The organism is Bradyrhizobium sp. USDA 4501 (genome assembly GCF_054062115.1).
The window spans coordinates 1,822,752-1,844,550 of record NZ_JBSSEX010000001.1 but is presented as its reverse complement, the minus strand read 5'-3'; the positions used below and the strand labels follow the sequence as shown (position 1 = coordinate 1,844,550).

Below are 21,799 nucleotides of genomic sequence, written 5' to 3'. Positions count from 1 at the left end.
GATCTGGCTATTCTGCGGGAGCTAACGCTCTGGGCTTGCGCCATGCAGCGTGGGCGTGAGAACCTGCATATTGGTTGCGACTACTTTGATAGGAGTTCGCGAAGTGCATCCACGCCAAGCATGTGCTCGACCAGAAGCTTCTTTAGCTTCGCGTTCTCCTCTTCCAGGGCGCTCAACCGCTTGGCGGCCGAAACGTCCATGCCGCCGAACTTGGCCTTCCAGTCGTAGATCGCCGCTTCAGAGATCTTGTGTCTGTGAGCTAGATCAGCCGGTTTCGCACCAGCCCCATGCTCGTTCAGTATCGCGATAATTTGCTCTTCTGTGAATCTCGGTCGTTTCATCTGTCCGTTCCGTTTTGCACAGCACTTGCACTCGAAGTGCAGGCAATATGCAATGCGACATCAGCTGTCGTCGGCGCCCTTACGAAGGTTGGCTCAAGACACGCAGTAGATATTCCAAGTTTCCGCGATGTCAGATGGAGCGTTCCATCCTTCTTGCCAAACGGATCGGCGGCTATGCCCGAAAGTAGAACAACGTCCAAGGACGCGCAGGCGATAGGAGAGCTGATCGAAGTCATGTCGATAATATTCTCAATGTTGTAACTCTGCCCGATTGTTGAGGCGCCATGCCCGAATTACCGACTGCCGGAATCAATGTGAGGTTGTTATCGGCAATTCGCTTCGCAACAAGCTGCGTCGCATCAAACTGGCCGGCGGTGGGATCGCGTTCGCACAGACCTTAAGTTTGACGTAAGTCGCTTGGGGATCGGTCGAGGCGCTGGCAGAATCGACAAGGGACGCGCTGGCGAAACAGCGATTGGATCGCAATCGCGTTTCGCGCAATGTGAGGTCGCTGGAGGTTGGGAAGTACAGTTGCATTTGTCAGCATGCGCGGCCGACAGAGAGATTGCCGCGGCGGTTTGGTTGTCATGGCTGCTGTCGCATGAGCGGCAACGGCCGGAACTCGCAGCATTGCCAATCAGACTGTTGCGGATGTTTGGCAGTGAAGCGTCGCAAGAACGGGCCCTTATCGGGATGCTATTTGTCTAACATCGGACGTAACTCCTCCTCTACGTCGACGTCTGGCAATTCTGCGAGCGCTGCAGCGAGGGCGACAAGCGCTCCGAAAGCCGCGAGCACAAGAGAGCTCGCGAGTATAACGGCAGCAAGGTCCCGATGTCGTTTCATCATCTGTGTCGGTAGCTGGGTTAAGGGAGAAGGGCTGTGGTCGCGTCGATCAATTCTGATCCAGCGCTTCAACATGCCCGTCGAGCCAGCGGTAAACCACAAAGCCTGGGCCTGCATTGTCTCCCTTGGTATCGAACCTGACCGGACCAACGGCTGTTTCGATCGGTCGTGAACGGAGTTCGGTTGCGACCCGCGCAGCATTGAGGGAACCGGCCCGCTTCACCGCCTCTGCCCACGCCTGCACTGCGGCATAGGCGTAAAGTGTGTAGCCTTCGGACGACAGCTCGGAAGCCTTGAGTTTGGCCACCGCGTCGGCCGCATTGGCATTCGTTGCCACGTCGGGCATAAAGGTAAATAGCGTACCGTTTCCCGCGCTGCTGGTGATGCCCCAGAATTCGGAGGTCATCAACGGGTCGTTGGCCATGACGGTAAGGCCGGCCTCTGCTTCTGATGCCTGACGGATGATCAGCCCAATCTCGGTGTGATAACCGCCGATATAGGCGAGGCGTACCCCGTCCTTCTTCAATCTAGAAATCAGCGCCGTATAATCCTTTTCACCGGCTATATAGCTCTGCCGAATGACGTGTTCGCCGAATCCCTGAAGCTGTGCCTCAACCGCATCGGCGATACCTTTGCCGGCGGTGCTCTTGTCGTCGAGCACTGCGATCTTGTCGCTATGGTAATGTCGGTGAATGTATTCAGCCGCAACGGTGCCCTGCTGGTCGTCGCGGCCGCAGATCCGAAACACGGTCTGGATGCCGCGTTCCGTTAGCTGAGGATTTGTCGAACCAGGTGACAATTGGATGATACCTGCTTCGGCATAGACGTCGGAGGCTGGGATGGACGAAGACGAGCAAAAATGGCCGACGACCAGGCGCACCTGGGCCATTGCAAGCTTATTTGCAACGGCGACCGCTTGCTTCGGGTCGCAGGCGTCATCAGCGACACTCAGTATCACCTTGGTGTCGGGAAGGAGGCCCGAAGCGTTCAATGCCTCGACAGCCGCGGCGGCGCCGTTGCGCATCTGCGCGCCGAACGCCGCGCTGCTTCCGCTCATTGGGCCGGCCACGGCAATCGGAACGTCCGAAGCCCTCGCAGTCGAGGCGAGGGCACAGAAAAGGAAGGCTGCAGCTGCAGCCGGAGTGTAACGCCTATTCAACACTGCAAAACTCCTAGTGCTCACCTCGATCTAAGCCCAACTGTCTGCGGCCAGCACGGGTCCGCAGGTCGAAGGATCGCCAAGCGAAGCATGCGTCAGCTCGGGCAACGACCATGGCGGAGCCTACAATTTGACGTTACGTGCGATTCAAGCCTTCCTTGAACGGGAGCTTCGCTCAATGCATCAGAGAAAGCGGCCGATCGCCGAGACCCTCGCAGAAAATCTGACCGGTGATTGGTAGAGCTGCCGCCGGGCATCAAAGCCGGCGGATCACGCCGAACCGCCATGACGATCGAGCCGGCAGAGCGGACAGGTCAAGCCGTCCGAAGCCGCCTTGTGATCTCAGTATGGCTGATCCTCCAGGCCGGTGAGGGCAAGATCGAGATATTGCATGAGGCAGGGATCCCAACCGGCCAAACTGCGTGGGGCACTTAGGCGTGCAAGGACCTTCAGGATCGTCGAAACCCGAGAATCCGCTCCAGCGATTTCGCCGATCAGCAAGCGCGCGGCAATCGCGACGGCCTTCGCGCGCTCGCCGCAAGGGTGTTCGCCTCTATCCATACAATCGCGGAGGTCGTCCCGAATGCGTCGCCATCGCTCCTCGCGTTCTGCAGCCAACTTGCATGTGCATCGGGATGTTTGCCTACGTGTCTCAACCCGCGACATGGCGTCCAAGGTGGCAGGTAGCTCATCCACGCTGACCTGAACGTCACTGTCGGTCGTCATGTTGCGCAATCGATCTCGCAACAGCGTTGCTCGAGCAACTTGAAGCTCTATACGCTCCAAATGCTTGCGCAATAGGTCGGTCAGTGAAGTCGTTCCCTCCATAGCTTTACGGATCTCGTAAAGGGAGAAGCCGAGCTCGCGTAGCGCCCGGATCTGATGAACCCGCTGGACGCTTTCGCGGTCGTACATCCGATGGCCGCCGTCCGTGCGCTCTGAAGCGGCTAACAGGCCGGTGTGTTCATAATGATGCAGCGTGCGTACCGTCACTCCGGTCGCTTCCGCAAGTTCGCCAATGCGCCATCGACGCCGTCTTGGTGTAGCTTTGCTCATGTTGTTCAATTTCAAAGCCTACAACCTGACGTCACGTTGGATTCAAGCTATTTCAAAGCTCTAGCTGGATCGTCTTCCATTCCAGCGCAGGTGTGGTGACTATCCTTAGAACGGCGCGCGATCAACCCTGAGGGGAAATGGTGATCAACAGGTTCGTTAAGCATGTCAGCTGGGTATTGCCGGCCGCTGTACGCTCCAGGATGAGTTTGGCGATCGCCGTTCGATTTTCCGGAGTTCGCATTGATGGCGGCAGCGCGGAGACTGCCCTGTCAAAAAGACTTCCCAAGACAGAAAGCTCTTCGGGATCGAATACTCCACTGTATTGCTCCAACGTACGGCTCCTTGTTCGTCATTGCGTCGGCATAGCGCACCTCGTCAAGACGTTTGGCCGAGGTGCGGCCAAAAGAAGTCAGACCGGCGGCGTAGAGAGACGAAGATGCGATGCGCTCCAGGGTGATGCGACAGAGCAACACGCACGTGCGATGCCTTGCTTGGACGGAGCGAGTCCAACATTCATATGCACAATCAATCGGCACTGCGTTCGCTGTCGTGGTGCTGGGTCTCAGACGGGTCCGAACCGTCCGCTCATTGCGAGCGCCGCGACCGATTCGCCGTGTTGATGCGATTAGCCGCCGAGCCGATCCTGCCGTCACGGGAGCGGCGCGGCCGCAAGCCGGGCTTGCAATGCGCCAGCGTAGCTTTGGCGCGGGCGCGTAGCGGCCTCTCTGTCTCTCAAAGCCGGGCTAATGCTCGAGCGACCGCTTTACGTCGAGCCCGTCGCCGGTGCGAGAAGGACGGCCTCGGGCTTGTGACGGTCGCCAACTATGAGGAGCTTTGACGAGAGACAACGAGTTCGAGCGAGACGATCCGAAATTGCACGCGTTGCGACACGGTCCGGGTGCCGGGTTCGCTCACCTTTGCCAACGTCCTTGCGCTCACGGCGAGACCGATCCTGCGAAGCTGCCGGCATCATCTGCTTGCTCCGAACCGCTAATGCTGAATGCCTCTTCACGCGCAGTTGCCATGCGAGCTGCCTCCTGCAGCAATATCTCCCGCAGCCAGATGCTTTCTGGGTCGCTGTTATTCAGGACTGGCCATTGGACTGCCTCGGTGAAGGTGGGGAATGGCTGGGGAAGCGCGGCAATCCGGAGCGGCGCGGTTCTTTGAAAATGCTTTGCGAGCCTTAAGGGTATGGTCCCTATGCGGCCTGTGCCCACTAGCAGGGGCGGGATCATGCTGAAGCTCTGCACAACAATATCGATGCGCCGATTGAGGCCGAGATCGAGCAACAAGGAATCTTCGACGAAGGTCTTGCGTGTGCCGCCGAGCTTGACCGCAACGTGGCCCATCGACATATACCGATCAAATGTCAACCGCCTCAGTAGGTGACTGTTCGTGTGGCAGCCCACGCAAACGAGGCTCTCCTCGAACAAGGCCGCTCTGGGGTGCGTACCGGACATGAATAGTTCCGGCAGGATGACAAAATCGACCTCGCCGCGCCGAAGCAGTTCATCGTGCTCATCAGTGAGCGTCACCAGCTCGAATCTGACATTGGGTGCTTCTCGCGCGACGCGCTCCACGACGTGGCGGAAGAATACGACGGTTATGAAATCTGACAGGCAGATCCTGAACCGCCGGTTCGATCGGGCAGGGTCGAAGGCCTCCCGCGCGATAATCGAGTGCTGAATGTGCATCAGCGCCTCACGAACCGGAGCGGCGAGTCCCTCCGCGCGTGGGGTCAGGACAAGTGCCCGTCCTCTCATTGCAAACAACTCGTCACCAAAATAGGAGCGCAGTCGGGCGACGGCTGCACTCATGGCCGGCTGGCTAAGGCTGATCTTACCTGCCGCTGCAGTCAGGCTGCGCTCGGTCATTAGAGCATCGAGCGCCACGAGAAGATTTAGATCCAGTCCTTTGAAACGCATATCTTCTTGTCCGGCGCAAACGGGCTTGCGGTGTATAAACGACCGGCCGCGGCCACGTCTGGGACGGTCTCACCGGCTCGTCCGAATCGGTTTCGTCCCACCTTGCGATCGCGAGAAGAAGGTCGCGGAATCATCGCAACAATGGACAGTTCGGCCGTTGGCGGACATCAGGAGCCGGAGGCCGTTACAAGCCCGAAGCTAATAGGCTCGCCGCTCCGGCGAACCTCGTAACAAGACCCGGTCGTTAACTATTGGCACCAGTCCAAGTGTTCCGCCAAAGCCGTGAGTTCGGCTGTGCGCCCGGTCGACCGCCGCTTAACGCAGCGCGAGCCAAGGCGCGCAGCCTACAACCTCACGCAGCGTGGGATTCAAGCGAATAATTGAACGTGCCGGACATTTGCGCACCAATAAGGATTATGTACCGCAGCAACGCTGGACGTCCGTTGACCTGTACCGCCGGTATCCCAACCTCAGCCGGAACATTACGCGCTCAACCTGCCAAGCCCTCGGAGCGCTTCGTCATCTAACGTCAGGCATCTGCAACATCGAGCGTCGAGAAATGGAAAGCGTCGGCGGAGAATTAATGGCGTGCCGCCATACTCGAGACACGGCCGGAATCGGCTTATGCTGAACTTAACATCGCCTGCGAGTAGATGTCTCGAAATGCCCCGATGCGATGTTGGACGCCTCTTCCAACAATATTCGCCTCATCCAAACACTCGCTGGGTCGGTGTTGTGAAACGCAGGCCATTGCAATGCTTCAGTGAATATGGGCAGAGGCAAGGGTGGTGCGACGATCCGCACGGGCATCCGCTTTTCGAAGTGCCTAGCGAGTCGCAAAGGCATCGTGCCAATACGGCGGGTGTCCAATATTATGGGTGGGATAAGGCTAAAGCCTTGCACTACCACCTCGATCCGTCTCTTTAGGCCATGTTCAAGCAAAAACCATTCTTCCAGGTTGGGCCTCAGCGCCCGTCCGAATTTGGCCGTAACGTGACCCATCGAAAGGTATTTTTCGAATGTCAGTTGACGTGACAGCTGCTTGTTCGTGCGGCATCCCACGCATACGAGAGTCTCGTCGAACAGCGTCGCCTTGGGATGAGCGCTCGACATAAACAACTCTGGCAGAATGAGAAAGTCGACCTCGCCCCGGCGGAGCAACTCGTCGGGCTCATCCGAAAAGGGCAGCAATTCAAAGCGCACAGCCGGGGCTTCCTGTGCGATACGGTCCATAATTCGTCGAAAAAAGACGATTGTCATGAAATCGGAGAGAATGACCCTGAAGCGACGGCTGGACTGAGCAGGGTCGAACGAATCTCGCGAAATAATCGAAATTTGAATGTGCAACAGGGCCTCGCGAACGGGACCCGCGAGCGCTTCCGCGCCCGGTGTCGGGACGAGCTCTCGACCGCGCATCGTGAAAAGTTCATCGCCGAAGTAGGTGCGCAGCCGCGCGATTGCCGCGCTCATAGCGGGCTGGCTCAGGTTTATCTTGCGCGCCGCTGCTGTGAGGTTGCGCTCGGTCATCAGAGCATCGAGCGCAACGAGCAGGTTTAGATCGAGTCCCTTGAATCGCATCTTTTGAGTCTATCCATCGTGTGGATGCATTCTATCGAAACAATCGATTTTACCAAACTGCGGGTTGTTGGATAGCAAACATCAGTTTGGAAAATAATCGGAACACCACAATGGCTGTTGGTCGCTGCGCGGGCTCTCGGAAAGTCCTTGAACGCGAGTGGCGGCTGTCGACGCCCTGGGCGGCAATTCAAAGCGAATGCGTACGTGTTGCGTCGGTCTTGACCGGCGCGACCCGCGCATTCGAAGTAACGCGATGCGCTCGGTAAACCTTCGTATGTGCATTCCAACCCTTTCCATATCGGCGGTTTACCCGCGTACACTTGAGGGCCGGATCAGCATCGACCTAGTGTCGCAACACAGAGGCAAGCGCAGATTGCGGATGCCAAATAGATCTGGCGACAGTCCATTGGCTTGACTGTCGATCGCATTCGGGGCGTGTCGAAGATGCATGAGAACCAAGGTGATCTGGTGTCATTGGGACGCTCCCTCAACGAGGTGGTCCGCATCGATGGTCCGGTCACGAGCGGCAAAGCGCCGACGGCCGCCATAGACGAGGCGGAAGGGCTCCATGGTGCAGATAACATCTGTACGATCAAATCGCCCCGTCCGTACACCTTCGGCACAGCATTCGGTCTGGATGACGAGCCTCAACGGCGCGATCAGCTGATCGCACACAAAGGCGCCACCCCAGGCGATCTGCTCCGGCGCCGAGCGCAAAGGAGAACCGGCATCCAACAAAGCGCGACGGCGCATTTCTCGATCGATCTGCGTCCGGTGAGTGAGTTTGCGTGACTGAGCCCGCTCTTGAAATGACTCGCGTAGGAAAGCCTGCCATGAACATTGTCGCATCTCGGACCGCGGAAGCGCCTTCTGCGCGCACTCAAGTTCATTGGAGCGTTCGCTGGGAAAACGAGCTGCGGCTTACCGAGCATGCCGAGCTCGCCGAATTTTTTCGCAAGAGTTACGGGCCGACCGGTGCTTTCAATGCGCAGCCATTTGAAGGCAACAGAAGTTGGGCGGGCGCCAGGCCTGAGGTCCGCGTGATTGGTCGCGACGCCCATGGTGTAGCTGCTCACGTCGGACTACTGCGCCGCTTCATCAAGATTGGTGCAGTCGATCTACTCGTGGCCGAACTCGGGCTGTATGCCGTGCGGCCGGATCTCGAGGGACTGGGAATCAGCCACGCGATGCGGGTGATGTATCCTATGCTGCACGAACTTGGAGTCCCGTTCGGCTTCGGGACGGTCCGGCCCGCGCTTGAGAAGCATCTTACCCGACTTGTGCAAAGACAGGGCCTCGCGACCCTCATGTCGGGCCTTCGCGTCCGCTCCACGCATCCGGATGTCTATCCCAATCTGTCGCCGATCCGCATCGAAGAGGTGATCGTGGTGGTGTTCCCGGTTCAAAGCGCGATCAGCGAGTGGCCCGCCGGCGCAATGATCGATCGGAACGGGCCCGAGCTGTGAAAGAGCTTGTCCCCGTGTCTGCCGTGCCTTGCGACTACGCCGATGTGAGCGGGAGCTTCCCTGTCTATTTGACCTTTGACGATGGGCCAAATCCATTCTGCACGCCAGAGGTTCTCGATGTGTTGACGCAACATCGGGTGCCAGCGACGTTCTTTGTGATCGGTACCTACGCGGCCGAGCAGCCCGAGCTCATTCGGCGGATGATCGCGCAAGGCCACGAGGTGGCGAACCACACGATGACGCATCCGGATCTGTCGAGATGCGAGCCGGCTCAGGTGCGCGGTGAGGTGCTAATGGCCAGCGAGGCGATTCGTTCGGCATGTCGGCAGGCTGCGCCCAGGCACATGCGGGCCCCCTACGGTAAATGGACCGAAGAGGTGCTCGCTACGTCGGCACAGGCTGGCCTTACGGCTGTGCACTGGTCGGTCGATCCGAGAGATTGGTCCCAGCCCGGGGTGGACAGAATTGTAACTTCGGTACTCGGAGCCGTTCGACCGGGTTCAATTGTTCTCCTGCACGACGGATATCCTCCTGATGAGGACGGGCCGTGCGCTGATGCAAGTTGGCGAGACCAGACGGTTAGAGCGCTCTCTTACCTGGTTCCAGCACTACAACGCCGCGGCTTCGTGATCCGCCCGCTCCCTCAGCTTCACTGAACAACAACTGGCACCCTATGGACCTGCTCGCTACAACCAGCGCCGTCGCGGTTTCGTCTTACGCGCTGCTCTCGACCATCTACAAAAGCACGCAGGCGCTGTATGCGCGGCGGGGGAATGCCCCATCGTTGCGGAACGATCTGGGACAATCCGCGCTGGCTCTGCCAAGTGTGGATATTGTCGTGCCTTGCTTCAACGAGAAACCGGACACGCTCGCGCAGTGTTTGGATTCGCTCGCCAGGCAAGACTACGAAGGAGAGCTGCGGGTCTATGTGGTTGACGATGGCTCGGCAAATCGCGACGTTGTGGGGCCTGTACATGAGATCTATGCCAACGATGCGCGCTTCAGCATCATCTTGCTTGCTAGGAATGTTGGCAAGCGCAAAGCGCAGATCGCCGCAATACGCGGCTCGTCCGGTGACTTGGTGCTTAACGTCGATTCGGATACGATACTGGCCGCCGACGTGGTCACCAAGCTTGCGGCGAAGATGCGGGACCCCGACATTGGTGCCGCGATGGGCCAGCTGGTAGCGAGCAATCGCAACGATACATGGCTGACCAGTCTGATCGACATGGAATACTGGTTGGCGTGCAACGAAGAGCGTGCGGCGCAAGCTCGGTTCGGTGCGGTCATGTGCTGCTGCGGTCCATGTGCGATGTATCGTCGCTCTGCTCTTGCCCTGCTGCTAGATCAATACGAAACGCAATTCTTTCGCGGCAAGCCGAGTGATTTCGGCGAAGATCGCCATCTGACGATTCTCATGCTCAAGGCGGGATTTCGAACCGAGTATGTTCCGGACGCGATTGCGGCAACCGTTGTCCCTGACACTCTCGGGCCATACCTGCGTCAGCAGCTGCGCTGGGCGCGCAGCACCTTTCGCGATACGTTTCTCGCATTGCGTCTGCTGCCGGAACTCGATGGCTACCTCACATTGGACGTTGTCGGGCAGAATCTTGGCCCACTGCTACTCGCCCTTTCAGCACTGGCTGCGCTTGCCGAGCTTGCAGTCGGCGGATCTGTACCCTGGTGGACAGGCTTGACAATTGCGGCGATGACGATCGTTCGGTGCAGTGTAGCTGCACTTCGGGCGGGGGAATTGCGATTTATCGGCTTCTCGCTCCACACACCGATAAACATCTTTCTTTTACTGCCGCTCAAGGCGTATGCCCTTTGTACATTGAGCAACAGCGATTGGCTGTCGCGCACGATCGTCAACGAGCCGACTGAAGGAGATGAGCAGGCGGTCATGCCGGTGCCGAACAGTGCAGCAGGTCCTGTGGCTACAGGGACGGCTTCTGGCACAATTCCGAAGTCGGCGGTTCCTCACCGTCCATCGCGCTTGGCGGCGCCGGAGAGCATTTGCGGTCGGAAACGATCGAGCGCGTATAAGTAGGTCTATCGGCGCATGACTGTGTACAAGAACCATCAATTACTGGAACGCGAGCTCGCTGTGGATGATCCATGGCATCTCGACAGCAGTGCGTTCGAGCAGGAACGGTACGCGCAGATGCTCCGGATGTCGTCTTGCAATGGGGGTGTCGAGCATGCCCTCGAAGTCGGATGCGCAGCCGGGGCATTCACGGAAATGCTTGCACCGCGTTGCCAACGCCTAACGGTGGTCGATGTCATGCCGCAGGCGATCGAACGAGCGCGCCTGCGGACCGGGCATCGGTCACATATAAATTGGATAACCTGCAATATTCAGCAGTTTTCGACCACAGAGAAGTTCGACCTGATCGTCGTCGCCGAGGTTCTCTACTATCTCAATGACGTTTCCGAGATGCACGCGGCGGTCCGCAACCTGGTGAGCATGCTTGCCCCAGACGGCTCTTTGGTGTTCGGGTCCGCGCGTGATGCCACCTGTCGGCACTGGGGTCATGCCGCTGGTGCCGAGACGGTGATCTCTCTCTTCAAGGAGAGTCTGTTGGAGGTGGAGCGTCTGCACTGCCAAACCACGTCGGTCAACGAAGACTGCTTGCTGGTCCTGTTCCGGAAGTCGGGGCAGTCGTTAAAGCACTCAATTGTCGGTCATTAGATCAGGGGGTCGTATGCGCATCTGCGGCATCAAATTAACACATGACGGCGCAATTGCTCTTGTCGAGGACGGGCGGCTCGTCTTTTGCACCGAGCAGGAAAAGCGCGGCAACAACCCACGCTATCAATCCATCGACAACCTCGATGAGGTCGTGCGTGTGTTGGCAGAGCATGGTCTTGATCCGCGAGACATTGATCAGTTCGTCATCGATGGCTGGGATGGAGAGATCGAGTCGCGGTTCCAGGTCCTTAGTGGGGCGGTGCCGATCACGCTGAAAGGGGGGCCATATGTCGAGCGTCATGCTGAGGGCCTTCTTGATTCCGTCGAAGGCTTTGGCCTGATCCTCGGCGACAAGGTCTTTCCCTATAAAAGTTACCCGCACGTCACGGGCCACGTTGCGTCAGCCTATAGCACCAGCCCCTTTGCCAGTACCGGAAAACCCGCGTTCTGTCTGGTATGGGACGGCTCCATCTTTCCCCGCCTTTACTATGTCGAACCTCGCGGCACGCGGCTCGTGGGATCCCTGTTTCCCATGATTGGTCAGGCCTATGCTGCCGCCGGCCTTCACTTCGGGCCTTACAGGCAGCCGAGCCGCACCAGTTGGGATTTGGGCATCGCCGGCAAGCTGATGGCGTACATCGCGCTTGGCTCTGTCGATGAAGGCGTTGTCGCAGTTTTTCAAGAACTCTACGAGAAGCGCTTTGCCGCGGACACGGAGCAGGCTCGTCGCTACCGCGCAGACATCCACAATCCGGAAGCGTTGCTTGCGGCCACGCACGAGTTTTTCGAGGCAAGCGCATTGCGCCTTACGGGCAAACGAGCGGAGGACATCCTTGCCTCGTTCCATATGTTCCTGGAACGTCTTCTGGTTCGCGAAATCGCGATGGTTCTGTTGCAGCACTCCTCTCTTCCGGGCGCGCGAAATCTATGTGTGGCAGGTGGGTGCGGTCTCAACATCAAGTGGAATAGTGCGCTTCGCGCGACGGGCCTGTTCGATGAGGTGTGGGTACCGCCTTTCCCGAATGACAGCGGCTCGGCAATAGGTGCTGCTTGCGCGGCTATGGCGGCGCGAAATGGGTTTGGACCGTTGGAATGGTCTGTTTACAGCGGTCCGGCTCTGCAGGCCACCGAGGGGTTGTCGGAATGGGAGGCCGAGCCGTGCAGTCTGCGTGAGCTCGCCGGCATTCTCGCCGACAACAAGCCGGTAGTGTTCCTGTCCGGGCGCGCCGAGCTGGGTCCGCGAGCGTTGGGCGGCAGAAGTATTCTGGCGGCTCCGACGTCACCGGCGATGAAGGATCATCTCAACGACATTAAGTGTCGTGAGCACTTCCGACCGGTGGCGCCGATCTGCTTGGAGGATCGCGCGCCAGAGATATTCAACCCAGGTACGCCGGACCCCTACATGCTGTTCGATCATCAGACCAGAGCGGAATGGTGCGACAAGATCCCCGCTGTCATCCATCTGGATGGTTCGGCGCGACTGCAGACAATCTCCCGCAGCTCTCCGCACAAGGTCGCTGAGCTGCTCGTCGAATTCGAGCGCCTTACGGGCCTTCCGCTGCTCTGCAACACGAGCGCAAACCTAAACGGGCGGGGATTCTTTCCGGACGCCGCAGCAGCCTGTCAATGGGGGCGCGTTGAGCATGTGTGGTGTGACGGCCAGCTTTGGACTAAGCCGGTCATAAGGAAGCAACCGCCGGCTAAACGGCTCCAGTCGGCCTAAGATGAGCATGTCCACGGTAGCAATCGACCTTGCCGGCGTCACAAAGTCATTTGGCGGCAGAACTATCGTCGATGAACTGTCGTTCTCGGTTGCCCGCGGAGAGTGCTTTGGTCTACTCGGGCCAAATGGAGCCGGCAAGAGCACGATCGCCCGTATGCTCCTCGGCATGATCTCGCCGGACGCAGGCAAGATAATGGTACTCAATGAACCTGTACCGGCGCGCGCTCGTGTCGCACGCATGCGGATCGGTGTCGTACCGCAGTTCGACAACCTTGAGCTTGAGTTTACCGTACGCGAGAATCTGCTGGTGTTTGGTCGCTATTTTGGCATGAGCGCCCGCAAGATCGAGGCCGTCGTACCGTCGCTGCTCGAGTTCGCGCGGCTCGAAACCAAGGCAGACGCACGGGTCTCAGAACTGTCGGGTGGCATGAAGCGGCGACTGACCTTGGCACGCGCGCTTATAAATGACCCGCATCTGCTCGTGATGGACGAGCCGACGACTGGTTTGGATCCGCACGCCCGCCACTTGATCTGGGAGCGCCTGCGAGTTCTGCTGGCGCGCGGCAAGACGATTCTCTTGACCACTCACTTTATGGAAGAGGCCGAACGCCTGTGCGATCGGCTGTGTGTCCTCGAGGGTGGACGCAAGATCGCCGAAGGCAAGCCAGATGTGCTAATCGACGAGCATATCGGCTGCAACGTGGTCGAAATCTATGGAGGTGATCCACATCAGCTTCGCGAGCTGATCAGGCCCCATGCGCGGCACATCGAAGTGAGTGGAGAGACGCTCTTCTGTTATGCGCCATATCCGGAGCAGGTCCGCGTGCAACTGCAGGGGCGAGCGGGACTTCGTGTTCTGCAGCGCTCCCCAAATCTCGAAGACGTGTTTTTGCGGCTGACCGGGCGCGAGATGGAGAAGTGAGCGATGGGTGAAAGTTATGCGGCGGTGATGCCCACTAACGCGTACAACTGGATCGCAGTATGGCGTCGGAACTTCCTAGCATGGAAGAAAGTTGCGCTTGCATCGATTCTCGGCAACCTCGCAGATCCCTTGACCCATCTGTTTGGCCTCGGCTTTGGCCTTGGGCTGATCGTGGGGCGCGTTGAGGGGACGTCGTACATCGCGTTCCTTGCGGCAGGCTTGGTCGCGACCAGTGCCATGACGTCCGCGACCTTTGAAACCATGTATGCAGCCTTTGCACGCATGGACGCCAAGCGTACTTGGGAAGCAATCCTCTCCACTGAGCTCACGCTTGGCGATATCGTTTTGGGTGAACTGGTGTGGGCGGCCAGTAAGTCCGTTCTGGCCGGAACAGCGATCGGGATCGTCGCTGTCACGCTGGGTTATGCATCCTGGCTATCCATTCTGTATGCGATGCCAACAATCGCCCTTACTGGCCTTGTCTTCGCCAGCCTGGCCATGGTCGTCATATCTCTTGCGCCAAGTTACGATTACTTCGTATTTTACCAGACACTTGTCCTCAGTCCTATGGTGTTTTTGTGTGGCGTGGTCTTTCCGACGAGCCAACTGCCCGGCTCATTTCAGCATTTCGTCGGCTTGTTGCCTCTCGCACATTCGGTCGACCTTATTCGCCCAGCGATGCTTGAACGCGGTGTCGACAGTGCTGCCCTGCATGTCGCCGCGCTCTGCGTTTACACGGTCGTGCCCTTTTTTGCGTCGATAGCAGTATTTCGGCGCCGTCTGCTGCGTTGACGTGAGTTCAGCGAGAATGGAGAAATTCACAGTCACGATGCGTCGTGCGGTAGCTCGGGATGACCTGGTCTGTCGCAGCGGCCGCTGCAATGGACTTGAGAGGCCGCGATCGAGCAAGGTCTCCGGCCATCTGTTCCGTCGATCGGTGCGGACGGCGGCACCGTTACTTTCTGAGCGCCTGTCGCTAGGCGCCGAGACGGAATTGCAAAGTTGTATTGTGTTGTCTGGCCCGCGCACCCGACGGAGCGTGACCGCACAGATTGGATAGGTGGAACGCAGTTGTCGTTCCCGCCTTAATCAAATGGAGAGCCGGATGTTGTGCCTGGGATTAAGTGGTGGTCTTGACAGAATCTATGAAAGATCGTCGGAGCTGCCGAGTACATTTCTTCACGATGGCGCTGCGGTTCTTGTGCAGGATGGCCGCGTGATTGCTGCCGTCGAAGAGGAGCGCCTCAACCGCGTCAAGCACTCCAACAAGTTGCCGAGCAACTCCATCCGATACTGCCTTTCTACCGCAGGAGTTGAACTCGGCGAGATCGACCGTATCGCGTTCTACGCGACTGAAGCCTACTGCAATACAATGCTCGAGCGTCTTTCTGTTTCCAAGCCCGTTCCGTTGGACGCCAAACTGTTGATGCGCCAGCTGCTGGCACGGGAGTTTGACGCCGAGATCGATCCGTCGCGGCTTTCCTTCGTAAATCACCACGAAGCGCATGCCATGAGCGCGTTTGCCATGTCCGGGTTCGAACAAAGTCTCATTTTTACGATCGACGGTAGTGGCGATTTTCTCTCCGGCTTATTGGCGGTGGGGTCTGGCATCGAAATTGCGCAACTTGCAAGCTTCCCGGAACGTAACTCCCTGGGGCTGTTCTATCTCGAGACGATCCGATATCTCGGCTACGGATTGTTCGACGAGTACAAAGTGATGGGGCTTGCCCCGTATGGTGATCCCGCTCCCTATCGCGAACTCTTCGCGCAGTTCTACGAGTTGTTGGACAAGGGTGGCTATCGCGTTCACCTGGATCGGATCGCTCCGGCCCTGGTCCGCCACATCGAGGTTCGGCGAAAAGGAATGCCATTCACCCAACAACATCGAGATGTCAGCGCTTCGCTGCAGGAGGCGCTGGAGCGGATCGTGTTTCACATCCTGCGGCACCATCGTGAAGCGACAGGCATGACACGCTTGTGCCTGGCTGGAGGGGTAGCCCATAATTGCACGCTGAACGGTAAGCTGCTTTATTCCGGGCTATTTGACGACATCTTTGTTCAACCCGCGGCGCACGACGCCGGTTGCGCGCTCGGCGCTGCATTGATCGTGTCAAACGAGCTGGGCAGGCCGGCGCCGCGCGAGCGACTGCCGGACGTTTATTGGGGGCCCGATCTCGGCAATGAGCAAGCCGTAGAGTGTGAGCTCAACGCATGGTCAAGCCACCTCGACATTCAACGAGCTGATGACATAGCATCCAGTGCGGCAGACTGGATGGCAAATGGCGCTGTAATCGGCTGGGTTCAGGGGCGCTCTGAGTTCGGCCCACGTGCGCTTGGTAACCGCAGCATTCTTGCGGACCCGCGGCCAGCCGATAACAAGAACCGAATTAACGAGATGGTCAAAAAGCGCGAGAGTTATCGTCCGTTTGCGCCGTCTGTACTGGTTGAGCATGCGAGCGAGTTCTTCGAGCTTCCAGGCGGCACGAGGGAGCTGCCGTTCATGAACTTTGTGGTTCGCGTGCGTGAAGCCCAGCGTAGCGTGCTCGGTGCGATCACGCACGTTGACGGGACCGCTCGGCTGCAAACGGTGTCGCGCGAGACAAACCCAGCTTATTGGGATTTAATCAACGCGTTCAAGAAGCGAACTGGAATACCGATCCTTCTAAACACGTCGTTTAACAACAATGCCGAGCCGATCGTTGATTCGGTGTCAGACGCGATCGTTACCTTCTTGACGACCGATTTGGACGGACTTGTGGTCGGGCCGTTCCTGGTCAAGAAGCGGGCGGCAACATTGCAGGATTGGAGCGCACTGGGCGTTTCATTGCCACCCTATGCATCGCTACATCGTGTCCGCTCTCACGTAGCGGTAGATCGGCAGGAGACGGTCTGCGAGATCCGCACGGGACCTTCCACCCGCGATAGTATGCGCATCTCACAGGAGCTTTTCGAGATCTTGATGCGGGTCGAGGGCGAGGCGTCGCTCGGCGGGCTGCTCGACGCAACCATGCTGGGCCAGGCCAGGCGTGAAGATCTCGTGAAGGAATTGCGCCTCGTGTGGGAGCTGCGAGGCATCCGTCTGCATCCGCCGCGCGCGGCTTGCGGCCGCAACACAGTGTAAAGCGAAACATAGCCGGAACTCGTGAGCATGGCCATGCCGATGCCTGCATGGAGGAGGCCAGGCCATCCGACGCACGAGGGGCATCGGGCATCCGGCTGAAATCGGCGCGTCGCCGCAACACCGCTCAAGACAAGACGGAAAGTGTTGCGAGAACGCGGCCCATCACGGATAGCGCTGCTATGAAGTTCTACAGACGCAGCTCGCCGGCACCGCGATTTCAGGTCGTGACGTCGGACGAGATGATACATGAGATGTCTACAATGGCGTCACTTGTCCAACCAGGAGCCCGGGAGGAGGCCATGCGGAGCGGTTCGAGGAATGATAGGTTCGTAGTTTCCCGACGACGTACGGGATTCGGTGACTGCCTGTGGTCGCTGGCGGCAGCTTGGCGTTTTGCACAGCGGACCGGGCGAAACCTGGTCATCGATTGGCGAGGATCCTGTTATCTCGACCAACCCTTCATCAATGCCTTTCCAGTGTTCTTTGAACCAGTTCAAGACATTGCCGGCGTACGGGTGATTTGCGACGACCAGATCAATCAGCGTTCGTTTCCAGGACCATTCTTCCCGAGTTGGTGGAATAAGCCATCGATCGACTGCGTCTATCGGCCGGACGAGCAAATTTTCAAAGAGCGCGACGAACTCGATCAATTGTTTCAAAGCGAGCAAGACAGTGATGCGAACACTGTTGTGTGTGACGCCTGCCTGATGTGGCGCTGCGATCAAGAAGCAGAACGGGAAATTTTTCGGACCATCAAACCACGATCTGAGATTCAGGCCAGGATTGATGCGATCTACCGCGAGCAGTTTGAGCCATACAGCATGATCGGCGTGCATGTTCGACATGGCAACGGCGAAGACATTATGGGGCATACCCCGTATTGGACCGATCCGGAGCGGGCCCTGCGACAGGTCTGCAATGCCGTCGAAATGGCCAAAGCGTTGCCGCACGCAAAACCTGCGAGAGTGTTCCTTTGCACGGACAGTGCGGTCGTCCTCGAAGAGATCTCGGCGATATTTCCTGATGTCTTCACGGTTCCAAAGAGTTTCCAGTCGCCTCAAGCCGGACCATTGCACAGTGGCGCGCTCGGAGCCGCGGGCGGCTTTTCCGCTCTTATCGAAATGTATCTTCTTGCGAGGTGCGACACTGCAATTCGTTTTCCCCCGACGAGCGCATTCACGCGCTATGCCCGCCTGTTTGCGCCACGCGTGGTAGAATTCGACCTGAACGATCCGGGCCGGCTAATCTTGATTGAAGAAGCGTCCCAAGAGCTTGTGACGCTATGAAAGTCGTTGTTCGCCTGATTAATCTGTTGGCCGCTCTTTGCATCGAGAAGTACTGTCACTTTTTCTCCGCGCGCAGAATTGTTGCCAAAGCAGCTCCTGGCGGCGAGGATCCATCAAAGGACGCCACCCGCCAGGAGCTAGATGGCGACCGCGGTACTCGAAATCCGTGAAGAGTGGCTCCGCCGCGCTCAAAAAGGTGCAACCAGTCTTCGTCATCGCCTCGCGCGAGCCTCGTCAATCTCGTTGATCCTGGCGTCGGAGAAGGGCCACCCATATTCTCGCCGCCGGCGTTACTGGGGACGGTCGACACAGTCGGCGCTATTACGCTGCGGAAGCGGGGAATCGAAAAGTGCTGCGCTACGCTAACCAAAGCTGACGCCGTGCAGTTCGAGCCTCAAGGCCTGGAGACGGAGCAAGACCTCGCCACAGCGCTTGCGCGTAAGTGGGACGAGAAGGGTTGGAAGCTGGGGATCTGGCGCCGCTGATCTGGACGTGAAAGCGTCGCGAAGGAGGCCGCAATGGCGACCGGGATGGGCCTTGCTCTCGCCAACAACATCATCAGCAATGTCCTCAAGCGGCCTGTCGGAGTCGCCCCCGGCTTGGATGGCTGCGCAGCTCGAAAAACCCTTTGTCCATCACCTCGCTCACCGTTTCCGAAATTCGTCGCGGCATGCTGGTGAAATGGACTCCGATTTTTGGGACCGCATGCTTGGTTGGAAGAGGCTGCTCCGTTTGATAGACGGAGGCATGGTGACGACGAAGACGAGACGCAAGGTCGACGCGGTACTGAAGGCAGAGATCGCGCTGGAAGCGATGCGGGAGCAGGCGACGGTGGCCGATCTGGCCCAGCGCTATGAGGTTCACCGAACCAGATCTATGCCTGGAAGAAGCAACTGCTGGACCAGGCGGCCCGGGCCTTTGACGCGGGTGTCGGGCGAGAGTGAGGATGTTCGCGAACGCGGGATCGAGAAGCTGTACGCCAAGATTGGACAACTGACAGTCGAGCGCGATTGGTTAGCGCGAAGGTCCGCAAGGTGAGCGCGCCGGACCGTCGAGAAATGCTCGATAGCGCCGACTTGGCCCTGTCGACTCGGCGGCAATGCATGTTGCTCGGTATCGCGCGCTCTGGGGTCTGCCGGCTGCCACGGCGGGGCAACCACAACGACCTTACCCTCATGCGGCGTCTCGACGAGCTGTTCAGCGTCTGACCGTTCCCGGGCTCGCGGCGAATGACCGCGATGCTGAAGGGGGAGGGGCTTCAGGTCAATCGCAAGCGGTGCAGCGGTTGATGCGGAAGATGGGCACCTCGGCACTGGGACCAAATCCGATCACGACGGGGTCGGTGCGGGCCACAAGACATATCCCTATCTTTTCCGCAACATGACGATCGACGGCCAAACCAGCTATGGGCGCCCGACATCACGTATCTGCCCATCGGTCGCGGCTTTCTTTATCTCGTCGCCATCATCGACTGGGCGAGCCGTGCGGTTCTGGCGTGGCGGTTGTCGAACACGATGGACGTCGCGTTCTTCGGAGCGGCTCTGGACGAGGCGCTGGCGAAGTATGGCACTCCGGAGATCTTCAACACCGATCAGGGCAGCCAATTCACCAGTCCGGCCTTCACCGGCGCGTTAGCGAACGCAGGGGTCAAGATCTCCATGGATGCCCGCGGTAGTTGCATAGACAAGGTCTTCAGCGAACGGTTGTGGCGGTCGCTCAAGCATGAGGCATGAGGACATCTATCTCAAGGGCTATGCCGACTGCCACGATGCCAAGGCAGGGGTCGCGAGCTAGATCGCATTCTATAACGATCGTCGCTTTCATCAGGCGCACGGCTATCGCACGCCGATGGCGGTCTGGTGCGAACGGATGTAGGCCGCGAAGGCTGTGGACATGGTGGAGGGCAACGCTGATGCGTTGACCACATGCCCAGAGTAACTGCAGCAGAGCGAGACTCCGGCAGCGCGAAGAGAGGGATCAGGAGCGGTGAGTTTAACAAGCCGGTTCAATTGCTCATGCTCCGCGGGTCCAGTTCACTGGAGCCGACATGATCCTTTAGGCCCTGATGCCCCAAATTTTATTCGCGGGCCGCAATCTCCCCTTCAGCGAAAAATGGGCTTCATCTGGGCGAGATCGTCGACGGAACGTAGACCATGCAGACGAAGGACGTCCCGGGCAAAGATCCACTCAGTCGGTTCGTCTTCCGTGCTTCGCTGCGGCGATCTTCTGAAGGTGTTCTGGCGCAGCCAGGGAGCGTGGTTGTCCACAGATAGCCCGGAGGTGGGGCTAATCTGACCATCATTGGCGATGAACTGCAGGTCAGAGTCGCGCGCAGGAAAATCGGACGTGCGATGATGATTACGTTAGCTTTGGATCGATCGAGCTACGGCGGGACGGGCCGGACTCCGTTGACCGATCGGTGCGCTGCGCAAATTCTGCCCGCGGTTAGCGCCTTCAATTGTGCGTTCAGGATTCAGCGTACGCCTCGTGACCTGTCTTGCGCGCGACACAGACGAGAACTGACTCCTGACATTTTGTCGGTAGCGCGCCACTATTGTCGCAAAGACAACGCGACGCCTCACAGCCACCGCCAGACCGTTCTGCGTGCGCGACACCAGGCCGCAAAGCCGGAGCGGCGTCGCCTCGGTTATGATGGCCCAATTCCTGCTTGGAGTGCGCGAGCACGCAACAGGAGAGGAGGTGGGCGTGGGTCTCGATCTGCCAAATGACGATCTGATCCCAGCCGCACCATCGGCGATGCACTCGACTTGTCCTTTTCATGTCGATAAAGCTGGCGTGCATCGAGGAGAACGGAAGGCGATGCTGCTAACCGGAGCGTCGCGCGGAATTGGTCACGCTACCGCCAAGCTGTTTTCAGAAGCTGGCTGGCGTATCATTTCTTGCGCGCGCCGGCCGTTTGACGGCGAGCGCTGCCCGTGGGAATCAGGGAATGAGGATCATGTCCAGATCGACCTAAGCGACCATCGAATGCTGCCGCGCGCGGTGAGCGAAGTGAAGAAACGCCTGAGCGGCGGAGTTTTGCATGCGCTGGTGAATAATGCCGGGATTTCGCCCAAAACACCTAGCGGGGACCGGCTAACATCCTTGACGACATCCACCGAGACTTGGATGAGGGTCTTCCACCTCAATCTCGTGGCTCCGATCCTGCTGGCGCAGGGTTTGTTTGACGAGCTGAGAGCTGGGTCGGGATCGATCGTCAATGTGACTTCGATCGCCGGATCGAAGGTGCATCCGTTTGCTGGAAGTGCCTATGCGACGTCGAAGGCGGCGCTTGCAAGTCTCACACGCGAAATGGCCCATGATTATGCGCCGCACGGCATTCGTGTGAACGCGATTGCTCCCGGCGAAATCGGGACGGACATGTTGTCGCCCGACACCGAAGCGCGTCTTGTGCCAACGATCCCGCTGCGCAGAGTGGGAACGCCCGATGAGGTGGCTAAGGTCATCTTCTTCCTGTGTTCAGATGCTGCGAGCTACGTCACGGGAGCCGAGCTGCCAATCAACGGTGGGCAACATCTGTGATTGGCCTCGTCTGGCAACGCAGCTGACGTGAGCTGCAGCAGTGGAACGTGCGTTCTACGCTGGCGTCGGTCACCCATTCCGCAGAAGCAAACGCACTGAAAGTTTATCGTCGTGTTACGAAAAGCTGTTACGTTTCTATGT

19 protein-coding genes and 1 pseudogene are annotated in these 21,799 nt (G+C 58.5%); 14 read left to right on the top strand and 6 right to left on the bottom strand.

The features are described 5' to 3' along the window. Positions 1-83: 83 nt before the first annotated feature. From ACVWZM_RS08495 to nodD1, 6 genes and pseudogenes are all read right to left on the bottom strand, one after another. A pseudogene (locus tag ACVWZM_RS08495) lies at positions 84-341 on the bottom strand (transposase); the annotation flags it as partial. A gap of 895 nt (positions 342-1,236) precedes the next feature. Beyond that, the gene (locus ACVWZM_RS08490) at positions 1,237-2,244 is read right to left on the bottom strand and encodes a branched-chain amino acid ABC transporter substrate-binding protein (RefSeq protein ID WP_456852560.1); all 1,008 of its coding nucleotides are present in this window, start codon (positions 2,242-2,244) and stop codon (positions 1,237-1,239) included. 444 nt (positions 2,245-2,688) lie between these two features. Beyond that, the gene (locus ACVWZM_RS08485) at positions 2,689-3,402 is read right to left on the bottom strand and encodes a MerR family transcriptional regulator (protein ID WP_456856648.1); all 714 of its coding nucleotides are present in this window, start codon (positions 3,400-3,402) and stop codon (positions 2,689-2,691) included. Positions 3,403-3,523: 121 nt separating this feature from the next. Further along, positions 3,524-3,733 carry a hypothetical protein gene (locus ACVWZM_RS08480; RefSeq protein ID WP_456827067.1) on the bottom strand — a complete coding sequence of 70 codons (210 nt, stop codon included), beginning with the start codon at positions 3,731-3,733 and terminating at the stop codon, positions 3,524-3,526. Between the two features lie 604 nt (positions 3,734-4,337). After that, positions 4,338-5,327 (bottom strand): LysR family transcriptional regulator, encoded by a 990-nt coding sequence (locus tag ACVWZM_RS08475; protein ID WP_456852558.1) that lies wholly within the window; start codon positions 5,325-5,327, stop codon positions 4,338-4,340. A 633-nt stretch (positions 5,328-5,960) separates the two neighbouring features. Beyond that, positions 5,961-6,905, bottom strand: coding sequence for a transcriptional regulator NodD1 (nodD1, locus tag ACVWZM_RS08470; RefSeq protein WP_253624359.1), 945 nt, complete (start codon positions 6,903-6,905; stop codon positions 5,961-5,963). Positions 6,906-7,349: 444 nt separating this feature from the next. Between nodD1 and ACVWZM_RS08465 the strand changes: the two genes are divergently transcribed. The 14 genes from ACVWZM_RS08465 (at position 7,350) to ACVWZM_RS08400 (ending at position 21,658) form a co-directional block, all read left to right on the top strand. Then, positions 7,350-7,697 (top strand): hypothetical protein, encoded by a 348-nt coding sequence (locus tag ACVWZM_RS08465; RefSeq protein ID WP_456852556.1) that lies wholly within the window; start codon positions 7,350-7,352, stop codon positions 7,695-7,697. 41 nt (positions 7,698-7,738) lie between these two features. Further along, entirely contained in the window at positions 7,739-8,371 is a 633-nt protein-coding gene (locus ACVWZM_RS08460) for a NodA family N-acyltransferase (protein ID WP_253624357.1), read from the top strand. After that, entirely contained in the window at positions 8,368-9,027 is a 660-nt protein-coding gene (gene nodB / locus ACVWZM_RS08455) for a chitooligosaccharide deacetylase NodB (RefSeq protein WP_456852553.1), read from the top strand. The genes ACVWZM_RS08460 and nodB overlap by 4 nt, the downstream gene beginning before the upstream one ends. Positions 9,028-9,044: 17 nt before the next feature. Beyond that, a complete protein-coding gene (nodC, locus tag ACVWZM_RS08450) occupies positions 9,045-10,421 on the top strand; it encodes a chitooligosaccharide synthase NodC (RefSeq protein WP_456852551.1) in 1,377 nt (458 codons plus the stop codon). Positions 10,422-10,433: 12 nt separating this feature from the next. Next, the gene (gene nodS / locus ACVWZM_RS08445) at positions 10,434-11,063 is read left to right on the top strand and encodes a nodulation methyltransferase NodS (protein ID WP_253624353.1); all 630 of its coding nucleotides are present in this window, start codon (positions 10,434-10,436) and stop codon (positions 11,061-11,063) included. A gap of 13 nt (positions 11,064-11,076) precedes the next feature. Further along, complete coding sequence (gene nodU / locus ACVWZM_RS08440) at positions 11,077-12,786, top strand: nodulation protein NodU (RefSeq protein ID WP_253624352.1); 1,710 nt, start codon at positions 11,077-11,079, stop codon at positions 12,784-12,786. 1 nt (position 12,787) lies between these two features. Next, complete coding sequence (nodI, locus tag ACVWZM_RS08435) at positions 12,788-13,708, top strand: nodulation factor ABC transporter ATP-binding protein NodI (protein WP_253624351.1); 921 nt, start codon at positions 12,788-12,790, stop codon at positions 13,706-13,708. 3 nt (positions 13,709-13,711) lie between these two features. After that, positions 13,712-14,500 (top strand): ABC transporter permease, encoded by a 789-nt coding sequence (locus tag ACVWZM_RS08430; RefSeq protein WP_253624350.1) that lies wholly within the window; start codon positions 13,712-13,714, stop codon positions 14,498-14,500. 313 nt (positions 14,501-14,813) lie between these two features. Next, entirely contained in the window at positions 14,814-16,829 is a 2,016-nt protein-coding gene (locus ACVWZM_RS08425; protein ID WP_253624349.1) for a carbamoyltransferase family protein, read from the top strand. Between the two features lie 179 nt (positions 16,830-17,008). Further along, positions 17,009-18,115: a nodulation protein NodZ gene (locus tag ACVWZM_RS08420; protein ID WP_456852548.1), complete on the top strand. Its 1,107-nt coding sequence runs from the start codon at positions 17,009-17,011 to the stop codon at positions 18,113-18,115. Continuing rightward, the gene (locus tag ACVWZM_RS08415; protein ID WP_456852546.1) at positions 18,112-18,285 is read left to right on the top strand and encodes a hypothetical protein; all 174 of its coding nucleotides are present in this window, start codon (positions 18,112-18,114) and stop codon (positions 18,283-18,285) included. Before ACVWZM_RS08420 ends, ACVWZM_RS08415 begins: the two co-directional genes overlap by 4 nt. 433 nt (positions 18,286-18,718) lie before the next feature. Then, a complete protein-coding gene (locus ACVWZM_RS08410; protein WP_375166499.1) occupies positions 18,719-19,153 on the top strand; it encodes a transposase in 435 nt (144 codons plus the stop codon). A gap of 284 nt (positions 19,154-19,437) precedes the next feature. Then, positions 19,438-19,848: a transposase gene (locus ACVWZM_RS08405; protein WP_456856646.1), complete on the top strand. Its 411-nt coding sequence runs from the start codon at positions 19,438-19,440 to the stop codon at positions 19,846-19,848. 973 nt (positions 19,849-20,821) lie between these two features. Then, complete coding sequence (locus tag ACVWZM_RS08400) at positions 20,822-21,658, top strand: SDR family NAD(P)-dependent oxidoreductase (RefSeq protein WP_456852544.1); 837 nt, start codon at positions 20,822-20,824, stop codon at positions 21,656-21,658. Positions 21,659-21,799 lie beyond the last annotated feature (141 nt).

Excerpts from the sequence above, each read along its gene's own strand:
- ACVWZM_RS08490 (WP_456852560.1), bottom strand. The coding sequence starts at position 2,244 with ATGAGCGGAAGCAGCGCGGCGTTCGGCGCGCAGATGCGCAACGGCGCC.
- ACVWZM_RS08485 (WP_456856648.1), bottom strand. The coding sequence starts at position 3,402 with ATGAGCAAAGCTACACCAAGACGGCGTCGATGGCGCATTGGCGAACTT.
- ACVWZM_RS08475 (WP_456852558.1), bottom strand. The coding sequence starts at position 5,327 with ATGCGTTTCAAAGGACTGGATCTAAATCTTCTCGTGGCGCTCGATGCT.
- nodD1 (WP_253624359.1), bottom strand. The coding sequence starts at position 6,905 with ATGCGATTCAAGGGACTCGATCTAAACCTGCTCGTTGCGCTCGATGCT.
- ACVWZM_RS08465 (WP_456852556.1), top strand. The coding sequence starts at position 7,350 with ATGCATGAGAACCAAGGTGATCTGGTGTCATTGGGACGCTCCCTCAAC.
- ACVWZM_RS08460 (WP_253624357.1), top strand. The coding sequence starts at position 7,739 with ATGAACATTGTCGCATCTCGGACCGCGGAAGCGCCTTCTGCGCGCACT.
- nodC (WP_456852551.1), top strand. The coding sequence starts at position 9,045 with ATGGACCTGCTCGCTACAACCAGCGCCGTCGCGGTTTCGTCTTACGCG.
- nodS (WP_253624353.1), top strand. The coding sequence starts at position 10,434 with ATGACTGTGTACAAGAACCATCAATTACTGGAACGCGAGCTCGCTGTG.
- nodU (WP_253624352.1), top strand. The coding sequence starts at position 11,077 with ATGCGCATCTGCGGCATCAAATTAACACATGACGGCGCAATTGCTCTT.
- nodI (WP_253624351.1), top strand. The coding sequence starts at position 12,788 with ATGAGCATGTCCACGGTAGCAATCGACCTTGCCGGCGTCACAAAGTCA.
- ACVWZM_RS08430 (WP_253624350.1), top strand. The coding sequence starts at position 13,712 with ATGGGTGAAAGTTATGCGGCGGTGATGCCCACTAACGCGTACAACTGG.
- ACVWZM_RS08425 (WP_253624349.1), top strand. The coding sequence starts at position 14,814 with ATGTTGTGCCTGGGATTAAGTGGTGGTCTTGACAGAATCTATGAAAGA.
- ACVWZM_RS08420 (WP_456852548.1), top strand. The coding sequence starts at position 17,009 with ATGAAGTTCTACAGACGCAGCTCGCCGGCACCGCGATTTCAGGTCGTG.
- ACVWZM_RS08415 (WP_456852546.1), top strand. The coding sequence starts at position 18,112 with ATGAAAGTCGTTGTTCGCCTGATTAATCTGTTGGCCGCTCTTTGCATC.
- ACVWZM_RS08410 (WP_375166499.1), top strand. The coding sequence starts at position 18,719 with ATGGCTGCGCAGCTCGAAAAACCCTTTGTCCATCACCTCGCTCACCGT.